At 74.7% G+C, this 15524-nt stretch carries 4 protein-coding genes; all 4 read left to right on the top strand.

The window, feature by feature from the left end:
• Positions 1–2 precede the first annotated feature (2 nt).
• Genes DCW30_RS16970 through DCW30_RS16955 form a run of 4 tightly spaced genes read left to right on the top strand, consistent with a single transcriptional unit; the run spans position 3 to position 15518 of the window.
• Positions 3–5054: a MupA/Atu3671 family FMN-dependent luciferase-like monooxygenase gene (locus DCW30_RS16970; RefSeq protein ID WP_079250245.1), complete on the top strand. Its 5052-nt coding sequence runs from the start codon at positions 3–5 to the stop codon at positions 5052–5054.
• A 14-nt stretch (positions 5055–5068) separates the two neighbouring features.
• Positions 5069–8209, top strand: a complete 3141-nt coding sequence (locus tag DCW30_RS16965) for a type I polyketide synthase (RefSeq protein ID WP_205576634.1) — start codon at positions 5069–5071, stop codon at positions 8207–8209.
• On the top strand, positions 8206–10824 hold the full coding sequence (locus DCW30_RS16960) for a MupA/Atu3671 family FMN-dependent luciferase-like monooxygenase (protein ID WP_076687637.1): 2619 nt from the start codon (positions 8206–8208) through the stop codon (positions 10822–10824). Before DCW30_RS16965 ends, DCW30_RS16960 begins: the two co-directional genes overlap by 4 nt.
• A gap of 11 nt (positions 10825–10835) precedes the next feature.
• The gene (locus DCW30_RS16955) at positions 10836–15518 is read left to right on the top strand and encodes a non-ribosomal peptide synthetase (RefSeq protein ID WP_076687636.1); all 4683 of its coding nucleotides are present in this window, start codon (positions 10836–10838) and stop codon (positions 15516–15518) included.
• Positions 15519–15524: the final 6 nt, after the last annotated feature.

Here is a 15524-nt window from a genome sequence, read left to right as displayed (position 1 = left end):
GCATGCCGGAAACACGCAGTGCCCGAATGTCCTTCTCCCAGGAACGCTTCTGGTTCCTGGCGCGGATGGCGCCCGACGCCGCGCCCCCCTTGGTGCATGTCGCGGTCCGGCTGCGCGGCGCGCTGGACGAGGCCGCGCTGACCTCGGCGATCGCGGCCGTGGTGGCCCGCCACGAGGCGCTCCGCACCCGGTTCGCCGAGGTCTCGGGCAGCGCCTTCCAGGTGGTGGAGGACGCCGCCGACGTCACTCTGGAGCACCTGGAGTCCACCGCGGCCGAGCTGCCCGCGCTGCTGCGCGAGGTGGCCGCCCGCCCCTTCGACCTGGGCCGTGCGCCGCTGCTGCGGGCGGTGCTCGTCAGGATCGGCGCCGACGACCACGTACTGCTCATCGCCGTGCACCACATCGTCGCCGACGGCGCGTCGATGGAGCTGATCGCCGAGGAGGTGAGCACGCTCTACGGCGGCGGCCGGCTCCCCGACGAGCCCGCCCTGCACTACGCCGACTACGCGACGTGGCAGCGCGAGCAGCTCACGGACGAGGCCCTGGACGAGGGGCTCGGCTTCTGGCGCGAGCACCTCGCGGGCGTCCCCGAACTCCTCGAACTGCCCGCCGACCACACCCGCCCGGCCGTGCAGCGCTACACGGGCGCCACCCACCGCTTCGAGCTGGGCGAGGAACTGGCCTCGGCCGTCGAGCGGTTCGGCGCGGAGCGCGGGGCCACCCCGTTCATGACCATGCTCGCCGGGTTCCTCGCGTTCGTGCACCGCGCCACCGGGCGCGAGGACCTGATCGTGGGCACCCCGGTCACCGACCGGCCCGACCCGGAGCTCGAGCGGGTGGTGGGCTCCTTCACCAACACCCTGCCCCTCCGCGGCCGGGTGGACGGCGCCTGGTCGTTCGGCGAACTCGTCGAACGCGTGGGCGCGGACGCCCTCGCCTGCTACCCGTACGCCGACGTGCCCTTCGAGAAGCTGGTCGACGACCTCCAGCCGTCCCGGCAGCTCAGCCACTCCCCCATCGTCCAGCTGATGTTCGCCTGGTACGAGAGCGAGGGGCGCACCCTGCGGCTGCCCGGCCTCGACGTCGAGCAGGTGCCGCTGGACCTCGGCACGGTCCCGCTCGACCTGATCCTCACGGTGGAGCGGCACGCCGCGGGCGCCACCGGGGTCATCGAGTACAACACCGACCTGTTCGACGCCGCCACCATCGAGCGGTACGCGGACCAGCTCACCACCCTGCTGACCACCGCCGTCGAGCGGCCCGGCACGCCCATCGCCCGGCTGCCGCTGGCCACCGCCGCCGACGCCGAGGCCGTCCGGCGCCTCAACGACACCGCGCGGGACTTCCCCCGCGCCGAGCTGGTGCACGAGCGGATCGCCGAGCAGGCCCGGCGCACCCCGGACGCCACCGCCGTGGCGCACGGCGACGTCCGGCTCAGCTACGCCGAACTCGACGCCCGCGCCGACCGGCTCGCCAGGTCGCTGGCCGCCCGGGGCGCGGGACCCGAGCAGCTGGTCGCCGTCGAGATGCGGCGCACCGAGGAGCTGCCGGTCGCGCTGCTCGCGGTGCTCAAGACGGGCGCCGGCTACGTGCCGGTGGACCCCGACTACCCCGAGCGGCGCAGACAGCAGATGCTGTCCGACTCCGGGGCCGCGATCGTGCTGACCGGCGTGGCCGCGCCGGACGCGGACGACGACGCCGGGCAGGGCCCCGTGGCCTCAGCCGTGCTGCCGGAGAACCCCGCATACGTCATCTACACCTCCGGCTCCACCGGCACCCCCAAGGGCGTCACGGTGCCGCACCGCGCCCTGACCAACTTCCTGTACGCGATGGACGAGCACATCACCGCGGCCGAGGGCTCGGTGTGGCTGGCGACGACCAGCGTCTCCTTCGACATCGCCGGGCTCGAACTGCTCTGGACGCTGGCGCGCGGCGTCACCGTCGTCATCCAGGGCGAGGAGCGGGCGGCGCCGCGCCCCGCGGTGGACTTCAGCCTGTTCTACTTCGCCAGCGCGGAGGGCGAGCAGGGCCCCGAGCCCTACCGGCTGCTCCTCGAGGGCGCCAGGTTCGCCGACGAGCACGGCTTCGCCGGGGTGTGGACGCCCGAGCGGCACTTCAACCCCTTCGGCGGGCTGTACCCCAACCCGTCCGTGACCGGCGCCGCCGTCGCCGCGGTGACCTCGCGGATCGCCGTGCGCGCGGGCAGCGTGGTGCTGCCGCTCCAGGACCCGCTGCGGGTGGCCGAGGAGTGGGCGGTGGTGGACGGTGTCTCCGGCGGCCGGGCGGAGGTGTCCTTCGCCTCCGGCTGGCTGGCCGACGACTTCGTGCTCGCCCCCGACCGGCACGCCGACCGCAAGCGGCACCTCATGGAGGGCATGGAGACCGTGCGCGCCCTGTGGCGCGGCGAGAAGGTCGAGCGGGTCAACGGGGCGGGGGCCGCCATCCAGGTGGCGTCGCATCCGCGCCCGGCCCGGGGCGGACTGCCCGTCTGGCTCACCTCGTCCGGCGACGTGGCCACCTTCGAGGCGGCGGGCCGCGCGGGCGTCAACCTCCTCACGCATCTGCTCGGCCAGAGCCTGGAGGAGCTGGCCGAGAAGGTGGCCCGCTACCGCGCGGCCTGGGAGGAAGCCGGCCATCCCGGCAGGGGCCGGGTCGCGCTGATGGTGCACACGGCCGTCGGCGAGGACGCCCGAGCGGTGCGCGAGCGGGCCCAGAAGCCCTTCGTCGGCTATCTGCGCAGCTCGCTGGGGCTGGTGAAGCGGCTGCTCAGCGGCGAGGACGCGGCGGACATCGAGGCCCTCGCGCAGGAGGAGCTGGATGTGCTCCTGGAGCGCTCCTACGACCGCTTCGCCGACGAGGCGGGCCTCATCGGCTCCCCCGCGTCCTGCGGGCCGATGGTCGAGCGGATCGCGGGCTCGGGGGTCGACGAGATCGCCTGCCTCATCGACTTCGGCATCGACCCCGAGCAGGTCCTCGCCTCCCTGCCCCAGCTCGACCGGCTGCGCGCCCAGTGGGCGACCGCCGTCGGCGCGCGGGGCCCGCAGGAGGACCAGTCGGTCCTGGCCCAGCTCGCCCGGCACGGCGCCACACACCTCCAGTGCACGCCGTCCCTCGCGCTCGCGCTGGCCGAGACGGACGCGGGCCTCGCGACCCTCGGGAAGCTGGAGCAGCTGGTGATCGGCGGGGAGGCCTTCCCCGCCGCCCTCGCGGGACGGCTCACCGAGGCGCTGACGGGCCGCGTGCTCAACATGTACGGGCCCACCGAGACCACCATCTGGTCCAGCACCCACCCCGTGGCCGGGGACGGGCCGCCGCCGATCGGGCGGCCCGTGGCCAACACCCGCTTCCACCTGGTGGACACGCGGGGCGAGCCGGTGCCCGTCGGCACCCCCGGTGAACTCCTCATCGGCGGCGACAGCGTGGTGCGCGGCTACTGGGGCCGTCCGGAGCTGACCGCCGAGCGCTTCGTGCCCGACCCGTTCGGGCCGCCCGGCGGCCGCCTGTACCGCACGGGCGACCTCGCCGTGCTGCGCCCCGACGGGACCCTGGAGTACCGCGGACGCCTCGACGACCAGGTCAAGCTGCGCGGCCGGCGCATCGAACTCGGGGAGATCGAGGCGCACATCGAGGCCTTCCCCGGCGTGGACCGCGCCGTCGTCGGCGTGGTCGGCGAGGGTGACCGCGCGGCGCTCGCCGGGTGGATACGGCCCCGGGGCGCCGCGCTCACCGCCGCGGACGGCGACGACCCCGAGCTGATCCCGCTGCCGCTCGGCGGCGTGGTCGCCACCGGGGACCACCGGGCCGCCGCCGAGATCCACAAGGAGATCTTCGAGGACGGCGACTACCTCGGTGACGGCTTCCTGCGGCTGTGGGACGGCATGACCGTGCTCGACGCGGGCGCCAACGTGGGCGGCGCCACGCTGTGGGTGCACCGCAGCTGCCGCCCCGCGCGGATCGTCTCCGTCGAGCCGATCCCGCCGACCTTCGACCGGCTGAGCCGCACCGTGCGGGCCAACGGCATCGACGCCGTCCTGGTCAACGCGGGCCTCTCCGACGCCCCGGGCACCGCGGAGTTCATCTACTACCCGGCGCTGACCGGGCTCTCCGGCCGCTACGCCGCCCCCGAGGCCGACCGCAGGCGGGCGGCGGCGCTCATGCCCGGGGCCGACGCGGCGGACGTCGAGGACTTCCTCGCCGACCAGTACCGCAACGAGCGGTTCACCTGCCGGCTCACCACCCTGCACGAGGTGATCGCCGAACAGCGGCTCGCCGACGTGGACCTGCTGAAGGTCGACGTGGAGCGCGCCGAACTCGACGTGCTCGCCGGGCTCGACGACGCCGACTGGTCGCGGGTGCGGCAGGTGGCCGTGGAGATCGAGGGCGACGACCGGCGCGATGAGGTCCTCGCCGTGCTGGAGAAGAACGGCTTCGAGACCGCGTCCCGGACCATCCTCGACGAGCTGGAGGTGGGGATCGTCTACGGCCGCAGGCCCGGCCTCGCGGACAGCGGCCTGCCCGCCGCCACCCCGGTCGGCGACCCGCCCGACCCGGACCGGCTCCGCGAGCACCTGGCGCGCGCCCTGCCCGGCTACATGGTGCCCGAGCACCTCACCACCGTGACCGCCTTCCCGCTCACACCGAACGGCAAGGTGGACCGCAGGGCGCTGGCCGTTGCGCCCGCGCGGCAGGAGACCGCGCGGGAGGCCGTCGCCGAGGTGCCGCCCCGCAACGAGCTGGAGCAGCGCCTGGCCGCCGTGTGGTGTGCGGTGCTCGGCGTCGAGCGGATCGGCGTGCACGAGAACTTCTTCGACGCGGGAGGCAACTCCCTGCTGCTCATCCGGGTGCACGCGCGCCTCGCCGGTCTCGGCGCCGGGGTCACCCCGCCGCGCCTGGTGGAGCTCTTCGCGTACCCGACGATCGCCGCGCTCGCCGCCCACCTGGGCGAGGCGGGCGGGGCACAGGACGAACGCCCGGCTCCGGCGGGCGACGAGCGGGACCAGCGGCGCAGCGCGCGGAGCCGGTTCCACCGGCGCAGGAAGGGCGGGGACAGATGACTGACGGGGGAGACATGGGAGAGATGACGGACCGGGCGGACGCGGTGGGCACCGACACCACGGACGCGACGGACACCGAGGACCTGATCGCGATCGTGGGCATGGCCGGGCGCTTCCCCGGCAGTGACAGCGTCCCCGCGTTCTGGCGCCGGGCCGTGGCGGGCGCCGAGGCGCTCGTGGAGTACGGCCGCGACGAGCTGATCGCCGCGGGCGAGGACCCCGCGCTCGTCGACGACCCGGACTACGTGCGGTCGGGCATGCCGCTGGAGGGCCACGACCGGTTCGACGCCAAGGCGTTCGGCTACACGCCGCGCGAGGCCCGTCTGATGGACCCGCAGGTCCGTGTCTTCCTGGAGTGCGCCTGGGAGGCGCTGGAGGACGCGGGCTGCGACCCGGACCGCTACCGCGAGCGCGCCGCCGTGTTCGGGGCGGCGGGCATGACCCGCTACCTGTGGCTGAACGCCGTGCCCGCCCTGGGCAGTTCGCTCAACACGCTCGAAGGGCGCATCCTCAACGACAAGGACTTCCTCGCCACCGCCGCCAGTTACCGCCTCGGTCTGCGCGGGCCCGCGGTCAGCGTGCAGACCGCCTGCTCCGCGTCGCTGGTCGCCGTCCACCTGGCCGTGCAGAGCCTGCTCTCGCACGAGAGCGACATCGCGCTCGCGGGCGGCTCCACCATCGAACTGCCCCACCGCGTCGGCTATCTGTACAAGGAAGGCGGCATCGGCTCCCCCGACGGGCACTGCCGCCCCTTCGACCACCGCTCCGAGGGCACCGTCGGCGGCAGCGGCGCGGGCGCGGTGCTGCTCCAGCGCTACGACGACGCCGTGGCCGAGGGCCGCCGAGTGTACGCGGTGATCCGCGGCTCGGCCATCAACAACGACGGCGCGGCCAAGGTCGGCTTCACCGCGCCCAGCGTCGAGGGCCAGGCCGGCGCCGTCCGCGACGCGCTGGCGCTGGGCGATGTCGCGCCCCACACCGTCGGGTACGTCGAGACGCACGGCACCGGCACCCGGATCGGCGACCCGATCGAGATCGAGGCCCTGCGCAGCGCCTACGGCGTGCCCGCGGGCACGCCCGCCGACGGCGGGGTCTGGGCGGGCCGGCGGGTCGCGCTCGGCTCGGCGAAGGCCACCATCGGCCATCTGGACGCGGCGGCGGGCGTGGCCGGACTGATCCGCGCGGCGCTGGCCGTACGGGACGGCGTCATCCCGCCGAGCCCGTACTTCGAGAAGCCCAACCCGCTCCTGGAGCTGGAGGACTCCCCCTTCTACGTGCCGACCGAGAGCACGGTGTGGCCGGCCGGGGACACGCCCCGGCGGGCCGGGGTCAGCTCCTTCGGCGTCGGCGGCACCAACGCCCACGTCGTCGTCGAACAGGCCCCCGCCCCGGCCGCCGGCACCCCGACGCCGCGCGGGCGCGAGCTGCTCGTCCTCTCCGCGGTCGACGAGGACGCCCTCGAACGCTGGCGGCTGCGCGTCGCCGACGCGTTCGACGAACCGGGAGCGGCCCCCGTGCACCTGGCGGACGTGGCCCACACCCTGGCCACCGGGCGGCGGCTGCTTCCGCACCGGCTCGCCGTGGTCGCCGCCGACGCCGAGGAGGCCGGGGCGCTGTTGCGGGACGTGGACACCCGCCGCATCAGGGTGGCCGGTGAGCCGCCGTCGCCGGTGTTCCTCTTCCCCGGCCAGGGCGCGCAGCGGCCGGGCATGGCCGCGGGCCTGCACCAGGTGGCCCCGCGCTTCCACGAGGAGTTGGACACCTGCCTCGAACTGCTGCGCGGCGAGGGCGTGGAGCTGCGGGACCTGATGCTCGACCCGGCCGCCGACGCGGACGCCCTGAACAGCACCGACAAGGCCCAGCCCGCGCTGTTCGCGTTCTCCTACGCGCTGGCCCGGCAGTGGCAGGAGTGGGGCCTCACCCCGCGGGCGATGGCAGGACACAGCATCGGCGAGTACGTCGCCGCTTGCCTCGCCGGTGTCTTCGACCTGCCGGAGGCGCTGCGGCTGGTGGCCGCCCGCGGTCGGCTGATGGCCGCGCTGCCGCAGGGGAGCATGCTCGCCGTGGCGCTGCCCGAGGACGAGGCGGCGGCGCAGGCGCGGGCCGCGCACGTGGACCTCGCCGCGGTCAACGGGCCGCGCCAGTGCGTCCTCTCGGGGACGCGGGAGGCCATCGAGGAGCTGCGCGGCAACCTCGCCGCCCGGGGCGTGCAGTGCAGGCTGCTGCACACCTCGCACGCCTTCCACTCGGCGATGCTGGACCCGATGCTGGCCGCGTTCGAGCGTGAGGTGCGCGCCGTGCGCCTGCGTGAGCCCTCGCTGCCGTTCGTCTCCTGTCTGACGGGGCAGCCGATCAGCGCCGCGCAGGCGTGCGACCCGGGGTACTGGTCGGCGCAGGCGCGCGGCACGGTCCGCTTCGGCGCCGGGGTGGACCTCCTGGCCGCCCGGCAGGACACACTCTTCGTGGAGGTCGGCGCGGGCAAGGGCATGTCGGAGCTGGCCCGCAGGCATCTGCGCTCGCTGCGGCACGCGCCCATCGCCTCGCTCCCGCTGACCGGCGCCGTGTCGCCGGACGCCCAATTGCTCGGCGCGCTCGGCCAGGCGTGGGAGGCCGGCGCCGAGATCGACTGGGCCGCGTACTACGACGGGGAGCGGCGCGGCCACGCCGAACTGCCCGGCTACCCCTTCGCCAGGGACCGCTACTGGCTGGACGCGCCTGCCCGCGGGCAGGCGCCGGCCGTGGCCGCCGACACCGCGGAGGCCGCCCCGGCTCCGCTGGAGACGTCCGCGCCCGCCGGGCCCGGCAGCCGCACCGAGGAGATCGTGCGGGCCGCCTTCGTCGAGGCCTTCGGCGTCGACGACATTGCCCTCGACGACGACTTCTTCGGCCTCGGCGGCACCTCGCTGCTCGCGGCGGAACTCGTGCACCGGCTGCGCAAGCAGCTGAACAGCGACTTCCCCGTGCGCTACCTCTTCGAGGCGCCGCAGGTCTGCGAACTGGCCGCGCTCATCGACGGCGGCGGCCAGGGCGCCGCGCACGCCGGTCCCCCCGGGCCCGACGAGCTCGACGAACTGCTGGCCCAGCTGGAAGGGCTCCCGGAGGACGACCTCATCGGGCTGCTCGGCACCGGTGGCACGGAAGGAGTGACGGCATGACCCCGCCCGGACACGAGGACGCCAAGAGCGCGCTGCGGGACCGGCTCGCCGCCCTCTCCCCCGCGCAGCGGGCCGCGCTCACCGAGCGGCTGCGCACCCGTGCCGCCGCCGACGCGCCGCCCCGGCGCCCGCTGCGGTTCAGCCTCTTCTACTTCGCCAACACCGCGGGGGACAAGGAGCAGCCGTACCGCTTCCTGATGGAGACGGCCCGCCAGGCCGACCGGCTCGGCTTCGCCGCGGTGTGGACGCCCGAGCGGCACTTCCACGACTTCGGCGGCATCTACCCCAACCCCTCCGTCCTGGGCGCCGCGCTGGCGTCCGCCACACAGAACGTGCAGATCCGGGCCGGAAGCCTGGTGCTGCCGCTGCACCACCCGGTGCGGGTGGTCGAGGACTGGTCGGTCATCGACAACCTCTCCGGCGGCCGGGCCGGCATCTCCTTCGCGACCGGCTGGCACGGCACCGACTTCGTCATCGACCCGGAGAAGTACGCGGACCGCCGCCAGTACACCTGGGACACCATCCCGGTGGTGCAGAAGCTGTGGCGCGGCGAGGAGGTGTCGTTCCCGGGCCCCGAGGGCGCGGAGATCACCCCCACCCTCTATCCCCGTCCGGTGACCCGTGAACTCCCCTTCTGGATCACCGCGTCCGGCAACGCCGACACCTACGCGCAGGCGGGCAGGCTCGGCGCGAACATCCTGACCGGGCTCATCGGCACCGAGACCGAGCGACTGGCCGCCAACATCGCGCTGTACCGGAAGGAGCGCGCCGCCCACGGCCACGATCCCGACGCCGGGGTGGTCAGCGTCATGCTCCACACCTATCTGGAGGAGGACGCGACCGCCGCGCGCGAGCGCTGCCGTGAACCGCTGCGCGAGTATCTGCGGGGCTATCTGGGCCAGCAGAGCGACATGATCGGCGGTTCCGGCGCGGACGCGGGCGGCGCCGACATCGAGGCGCAGCTCGACTTCGCCTACGAGCGCTACGCCCACCAGACCGCGCTGATCGGCTCGCCGCGGACCGTGCGCCCGCTGCTCGACCGCCTCGCGGAGATCGGCGTCGACGAGGCGGCCTGCCTGGTGGACTTCGGCGTGCCGCTGGAGCGGGCGCAGCGGAGCATCGACCTGCTCGCGGGTGTGCAGGAGGCCTATGCGGGCCGGCCCGCCGCCGGCGCCGCCTCCCTCGTCGCCCCGTCCGTCACCTCCCCGGTCACCACCGCCCCGCTCGGCATCGACCAGGAGCGGATGCACCGGATGCAGAAGGCGCTGCCGCCGGGGCCCGCCAACTACGTGACCACCGGGCTGCGCATCCGCGGCCCGCTCGGTCCTGAACTGCTCGAAGAGGCGCTGCGCACGGTGGTCGCCCGGCACGAGGTGCTGCGCACCGCGTTCGGCGAGTCGCCGAGCGGTGAGCCCTTCCAGCGGATCGGGGCGCCCGGTGAGTTCCCCGTGCGCCTGGAGCGGCACGACGTCACCGATGTGCCCCCGGCCGAGCGGGTGCGCGCGGCGCGTGCCGTGCGCACCGAACTGGCCCGGCGGCCCTTCCCCGACGACCTGCCCCCGGTGCGGCTCGCGCTGATCACGCTGGGCGACGAGGAGTTCCAGCTCGCGGCGGTCAAGAACCACATGGTCACCGACTGGGTGTCGTTCACGGTCTTCCTGAAGGAGCTGTTCACCGTCTACGGGGCGCTGCTGCGAGGCCGCTCCCCCGACCTGCCGCCTCCCGTGCCCTACCGCGTCTTCGCCGAGCAGGAGCGCGCCCGGCTGCGCGACGGGCTCCTGGACGACCAACTGGCGTACTGGGACAAGCAGCTCGCGGGCGCCCCCGACCCGGCGACCTTCCCCCTGAAGAAGTCCCTCGAAGGTCGACGCCCGGCGGCGCCGACCTTCGAGGGCCACCGCGCCTGGATGCTGTTCCCCGACGAGACCACCGCCCGGCTCAACGCGCTCAGCAGGGCCGCGCGCGTCACGCCGTTCATGACGGCCTACACCGCGCTCGCCGCGTCGCTGGGCCGGACGACGGGCGAGAGCGACCTGGTGCTCGGTTCCCCGACCGCCAACCGCGACCGCACGCCGGACAACCTGCTCGGGCTGCTGCTCCGGCCGATGCTGCTGCGCACGCGGCTGCGCCCGGAGCAGACGTTCCGCGACGCCCTCGCCGACGTGCGCGGGACGGTGTCGGGCGCGCTGTCCCACGCGGAGGCGCCCTACCAGTCGCTGATCGACCGGCTGGCCCCGCACCGCGACATCTCCTGGACCCCGCTGTTCCGGCTCCGCTATCTCTTCCTGCCCTGGAACGACCCGTTCGAGATGTCCGGGCTCCAGCTCAACCCGATCGACACCGACCCGCAGACCTCCCTGTACGACAGCACGCTGACGCTGTGGGACAGCAGGCTCGGCGCGTTCGGGCGGTTCGAGTACGCCACGGACCTCTTCGACCACGAGACGGTCGTCGAGGGCATCGAGACGTTCGCCACCATGCTCGCCGCGGCCGTGGCGGACCCGGACATCCGCATCGGTGACCTCCCCATCGCCTCTTCCACCCGCTACCACGTCGACGTGGACCAGTTGGAGGCCCACCTCGGCTCCGAGGGCCCCCCGCAGGACCGTCGATGAGGAAGGACTCCATGGACACGCAGTCCACACCGTCCGGGTCCGCGCCCGGGGGCGTCGCGGAGGCGGACGTCAGGGCCGCCGCGGTCAGCGCCTGGGAGAAGGAGCTGGGCACGACCAGGCTCGCCGAGGACGCCGACTTCTTCGAGCTGGGCGGCGACTCGGTCGGCGGCGCACGGCTCATGGCCGACCTGCGCGGCAGGTTCGGCCAGGAGCTGCCGCTGACGCTGCTCTTCTTCCACCCCGAGCTGGACGAGTTCGGCGACGCCCTGGTCGAGGCCGTGGCGAAGCTGCCCGCGCCGACCGCTCACGCGGCGGAGGCGGAGGCGGAGGCCGTGCCGGAGGAACTGCCGCTCTCCCCCGAGCAGGAGGCCCAGTGGGTCGCCGAGCAGGTGACCCCGGGCAACCTCGCCTATACCGAGCTGCTCTCGCTGCGCCTGAGCGGCCCGCTGGACGCCGCACGGCTCCAGTCGGCCCTCGACCGGCTCGTGGAGCGGCACGAGGCGCTGCGCACCTGCTTCCCCGCCGGCCCCGACGGCCGCCCGTCCCAGGTGATCCGGCCCGCGGACGCGGCGCCCCCGCTGACGCTGACGCGGTGTGACGCCGGGGACGAGGACGAGGTGCGCGTCTACGCCCTCGACCGTCTCGCCGAGCCCTTCGACCTGGCCGGCGGTCCGCTGCTGCGCCCGCACCTCGTGCGGCTCTCCCCCACCGACCACGTCTTCCTGCTGTACTCCCACCACATCGTCGCCGACGGGCCGACGATGGAGGTGCTCTGCGCGGAGCTGGCCGACTTCTACGCGGACCGCGAGCCGCCCGGCGCGGCCCCTTCGTACGCGCGGTACACCCTCCAGCAGCAGAGTGTCGACCTGGACGCGCAACTCGCGTACTGGCGCGACCGGTTGGCGGGGGCCGTGGATCTGGAGCTGCCGCTCGACCGGCCGCGGACCGAGGTGCGCGACACCGCCGGGCGCAGGTTCCGCTTCTCCGTGCCGGGCGGTGTGCGGGACGGCCTCGACGCCCTGGCGCGCGAGCAGCGGGCGACGCGCTTCACCGTGCTGATGGCCGCGTTCCAGGTGCTGCTCGGCCGCTGGGCGGGGAGCGAGGACGTGGTGGTCGGCTCGCCGGTGACCTCGCGGTCGCGGCCCGGCCTCGAACGGATGGTGGGCGCGCTGGTCAACATGGTCCCCTTCCGCGGCGGCCTCGGCGGCGACCCCACCTTCCGCGAGCTGCTGGACCGCACCCGGCAGGCCGGGTTCGGCGCGATGGCGCACAGCGACGTGCCGTTCGGCCGGGTCCTCGGCGCACTGGACATCCAGCGGGACGGCTCACGGCCCCCGCTGTTCACCACCACGCTCGTCTCCCAGCCGACACCGCCCGCCATCCGCGCCGACCTGGGCGAGGTCACGGGTGTCTACTTCCCGGTGCCGCGCCGGCACGCCACGTACGACTTCAGTCTGTACGTGTGGGAGGCGCCCGACGAGCTGCTCGTGGACGTCGAGTACGCCACGGCCCTCTTCGACGAGGCGACGGTGCGCCGCTTCGCGGACCGGTTCGGCACCCTGCTCCACACGGTGGCGACCGCGCCCGACCGCGCCCTCTCCGCCCTCGACACCGTCCCCGAGGCAGAGCTGCGGCAGGTCCTGCACGACTGGAACGACACCGCGGCGGACCTCGGTCCCGACCTCTGCGTCCACGAGCTGTTCGAGGAGCAGGCCAGGGCGACACCCGACCGCACCGCCGTCATCAGCGCCGGCCGCGGGATCAGCTACGCCGAACTGGACGCCGGGGCCGAGGCGCTGGCCGCCGAGCTGCGCGACCTCGGCGCGGGCCCGGAGACCGTGGTCGCGGTCTGCCTCGAACGCTCGGCGCGGCTCCTGGTCACCCTGCTCGCCGTGCTGAAGACGGGCGGCGCCTATCTGCCGCTCGGGCCCGACTGGCCCCGGCAGCGCCGCGAGTTCATGACGTCCGACGCGGGCGCGGCGCTCCTGGTGGACAGCGCGGGCGCCCGGCGCCTCGACGGCCACCGGGCGGCGCCGGGAGAGGGCCGCCCCCGCCCCGGCAACCTCGCCTACGTCCTGTACACCTCGGGCTCCACCGGTACGCCCAAGGGCGTCATGGTCTCCCACCGCGCCGTCGTCAACCGGCTGCGCTGGATGCGGCGGGACTGCGGTCTCGACGCCTCGGACGTGGTCCTCCAGAACGCCGTGCCCACCTTCGACTACGCGGTCTGGGAGATGTTCGGTCCGCTGCACATGGGCGCGACGGTGGTGCTGCCCAGCGCGGAGGGGCACCGCGACTTCAGCGAGCTGACCCTGTTGATCACCGAACACGGTGTCACCGTGGCGCACTTCGTCCCCTCGCTGCTCCGGCACTTCGTCGAGGAGCCGGAGGCGGCGCGGTGCACCGGGCTGCGGGTGCTGTTCAGCGGCGGCGAGACGCTCGACCCGGCGCTGGCCGCGCGGGCGCAACAAGTGCTCCCGAACGCCCGGCTGTTCAACGCCTACGGGCCGACCGAGGCGGCCGTGGACGTCACGTGCTGGCCGGTGCCCCCGCGGCCCGCGTCCGTGGCCATCGGCGGGCCCGTGGCGAACACCACCTGCTACGTCCTGGACGAGCGGATGCGCCCCCAGCCGATCGGCGTCCCCGGCGAGCTGTACCTCGGCGGCGTCCAGCTGGCCCGCGGCTACCGCGGGCGGCCCGGCACGACCGCCGAGCGGTTCGTCCCCGACCCGTTCGGCGCGGCCGGCGGGCGGCTCTACCGCACCGGCGACCGGGCGCGCTGGCGGCCCGACGGCGCGCTGGAGTACGTGGACCGCGTCGACCGGCAGGTCAAGATCCGCGGCGTCCGGGTGGAGCCGGGCGAGGCGGAGACCGCGCTGCTGGCCCACCCCGCGGTCCGCGAGGCGGCGGTCGTGACGGCCGAGGGCAACGGCGGGCCGCGGCTCGTCGCCTACTACAGCGGCAGTCCGGCGGGCGGCGAGCGGGAGCTGCGGGACCATCTCGCGGCGCGGCTGCCCGAGTTCGCGGTGCCCGCCGCGTACGTGGAGCTGCCCGGCGGGCTGCCGGCGCTCCCCAGCGGCAAGCTGGACCGGAAGGCCCTGCCCGCACCGGAGCGGCCGCGCCCCGCCGCGGTGGACGCCGCGGGCGCGACACCGCCGCTCGGGGCGCGCGAGCTGATGCTCGCGGCCACCTGGGCGGAGGTGCTCGGCGTCGACCGCGTACACCGCGAGGACAGCTTCTTCGAGCTGGGCGGCGACTCCATCCTCGGCATCCAGATGGTCGCGCGGGCGCGCCGGGCGGGCGTCGAGGTGACGGTCCCCGAGCTGTTCCGGCATCCGACGCTGGCCGCGCTCGCGGCCACGGCCGCCGCCCAACAGGACGGCGGGAGCGGTCCGGCGCCCGTGCCCGCGGGCAGCCGCAGCCGCTTCCCACTGACGCCGCTGCAGCGCGAGATGCTGCGCGAGGCGGCGCTGGCCCCCGGACGCGGCGCGTACATCGTGCCCGCCGAACTGCACATCGAGGGAGACCTGGACCCGGCGGCGATGCGCACCGCCTTCCGCCGCCTGGTCGAACGCAACCCGGTGCTGCGCACCTCGGTCACACTGCACAAACTCCCCGAGCGGTGCGAGCAGACGGTGCATTCCGCGGCCGAGCCGTCCTTCCGGTACGAGGACTGGAGCGCGTACTCCGACGAGGAGCAGGAGCGCGGACGCCGCGAGCTGCTCGAAGAGGAGTGGCGCACGGGCTTTGCGCCCGAGGCGGAGCAGCTGAGCCGCATGACGGTCCTGAAGCTGGGCGAGCGCCGCTCGGCGCTGGTGTGGACCCGGCACAACGTGCTGCTCGACGGCTGGAGCTTCGCCCAGCTCTACGACGAGCTGCTGGACCTGCACGCGGCGGCGCGCGACGGCCTTCCCGAGCCGCAGGACGAGCCCCGCGAGTGCTTCAGCAGCTACGTCGACTGGCTCGCCGCCCGGCAGCGGGAGTCGGCGGAGCGCCTGTGGGAGGAGCAGCTGGGCGAGCTGTCCCCGAGGACGGTGTTCTCGCCGGAGGTGGGGCCGTCGCCGAAGCCGTACCGGGAGCTGCGCTTCCCGCTCCCGCAGCGGGCGGAGGCGTACGCGCGGGAGCGCGGCCTGACGCTCGGCACGCTGATGGAGGCGGCCTGGGCGACGGTGCTCGCACGGCGTACGGGCGCCCACGACGTCCGGTACGGCCAGGTGTTCTCCGCCCGCGAGGCCGAGGTCCACGGGGTGGAGCGGATGCTGGGCCTGATGATCAGCACGCTGCCGTCCGGGCTCCGGCTCGACCCCGGGCAGCCGGTGGCCGACTGGCTGACGGAGCTCCAGCGGCGGGGCGCCCGCAGCAAGGAGCTGTCCACGGCCGACCTGGGGGTCCTGCAGGAACGGGCCGGGGGGCCCGGCGCCCTGTGGGACACCCTGTTGATCATTCACAACTACCCGCACAAGTTCCAGGACGTGCCGGCGGGCGGGCTGCGGGTGGTCGGGACGGCCGGGTTCTCCAGGACGGGTGCCGCGCTCATCGCCTCGGTGGACGTCAAGCCGCTGCGGCTCGCCATGATCTACGACGAGGCGCGGGCGGATGAGCCGGTGGTGCGGGAGCTGGCGGCCGAACTGGCCGCGGTCCTCGACCGGTTGACCGGGAGCGAGGACCGGAAGGTGGGGGATCTCCTCGGCTAGCGCCGG

Origin of the sequence: Streptomyces alfalfae (assembly GCF_004127445.1) — a bacterium.
In the GTDB taxonomy this organism is placed as follows: Bacteria; Actinomycetota; Actinomycetes; order Streptomycetales; family Streptomycetaceae; genus Streptomyces; species Streptomyces alfalfae.
The sequence above is the reverse complement of the archived record's forward strand: the minus strand, read 5'-3'. Positions and strand labels throughout refer to the sequence as shown.

Coding starts and splice junctions, on each gene's coding strand:
- DCW30_RS16970 (WP_079250245.1), top strand. CDS start 3: ATGCCGGAAACACGCAGTGCCCGAATGTCCTTCTCCCAGGAACGCTTC.
- DCW30_RS16965 (WP_205576634.1), top strand. CDS start 5,069: ATGGGAGAGATGACGGACCGGGCGGACGCGGTGGGCACCGACACCACG.
- DCW30_RS16960 (WP_076687637.1), top strand. CDS start 8,206: ATGACCCCGCCCGGACACGAGGACGCCAAGAGCGCGCTGCGGGACCGG.
- DCW30_RS16955 (WP_076687636.1), top strand. CDS start 10,836: ATGGACACGCAGTCCACACCGTCCGGGTCCGCGCCCGGGGGCGTCGCG.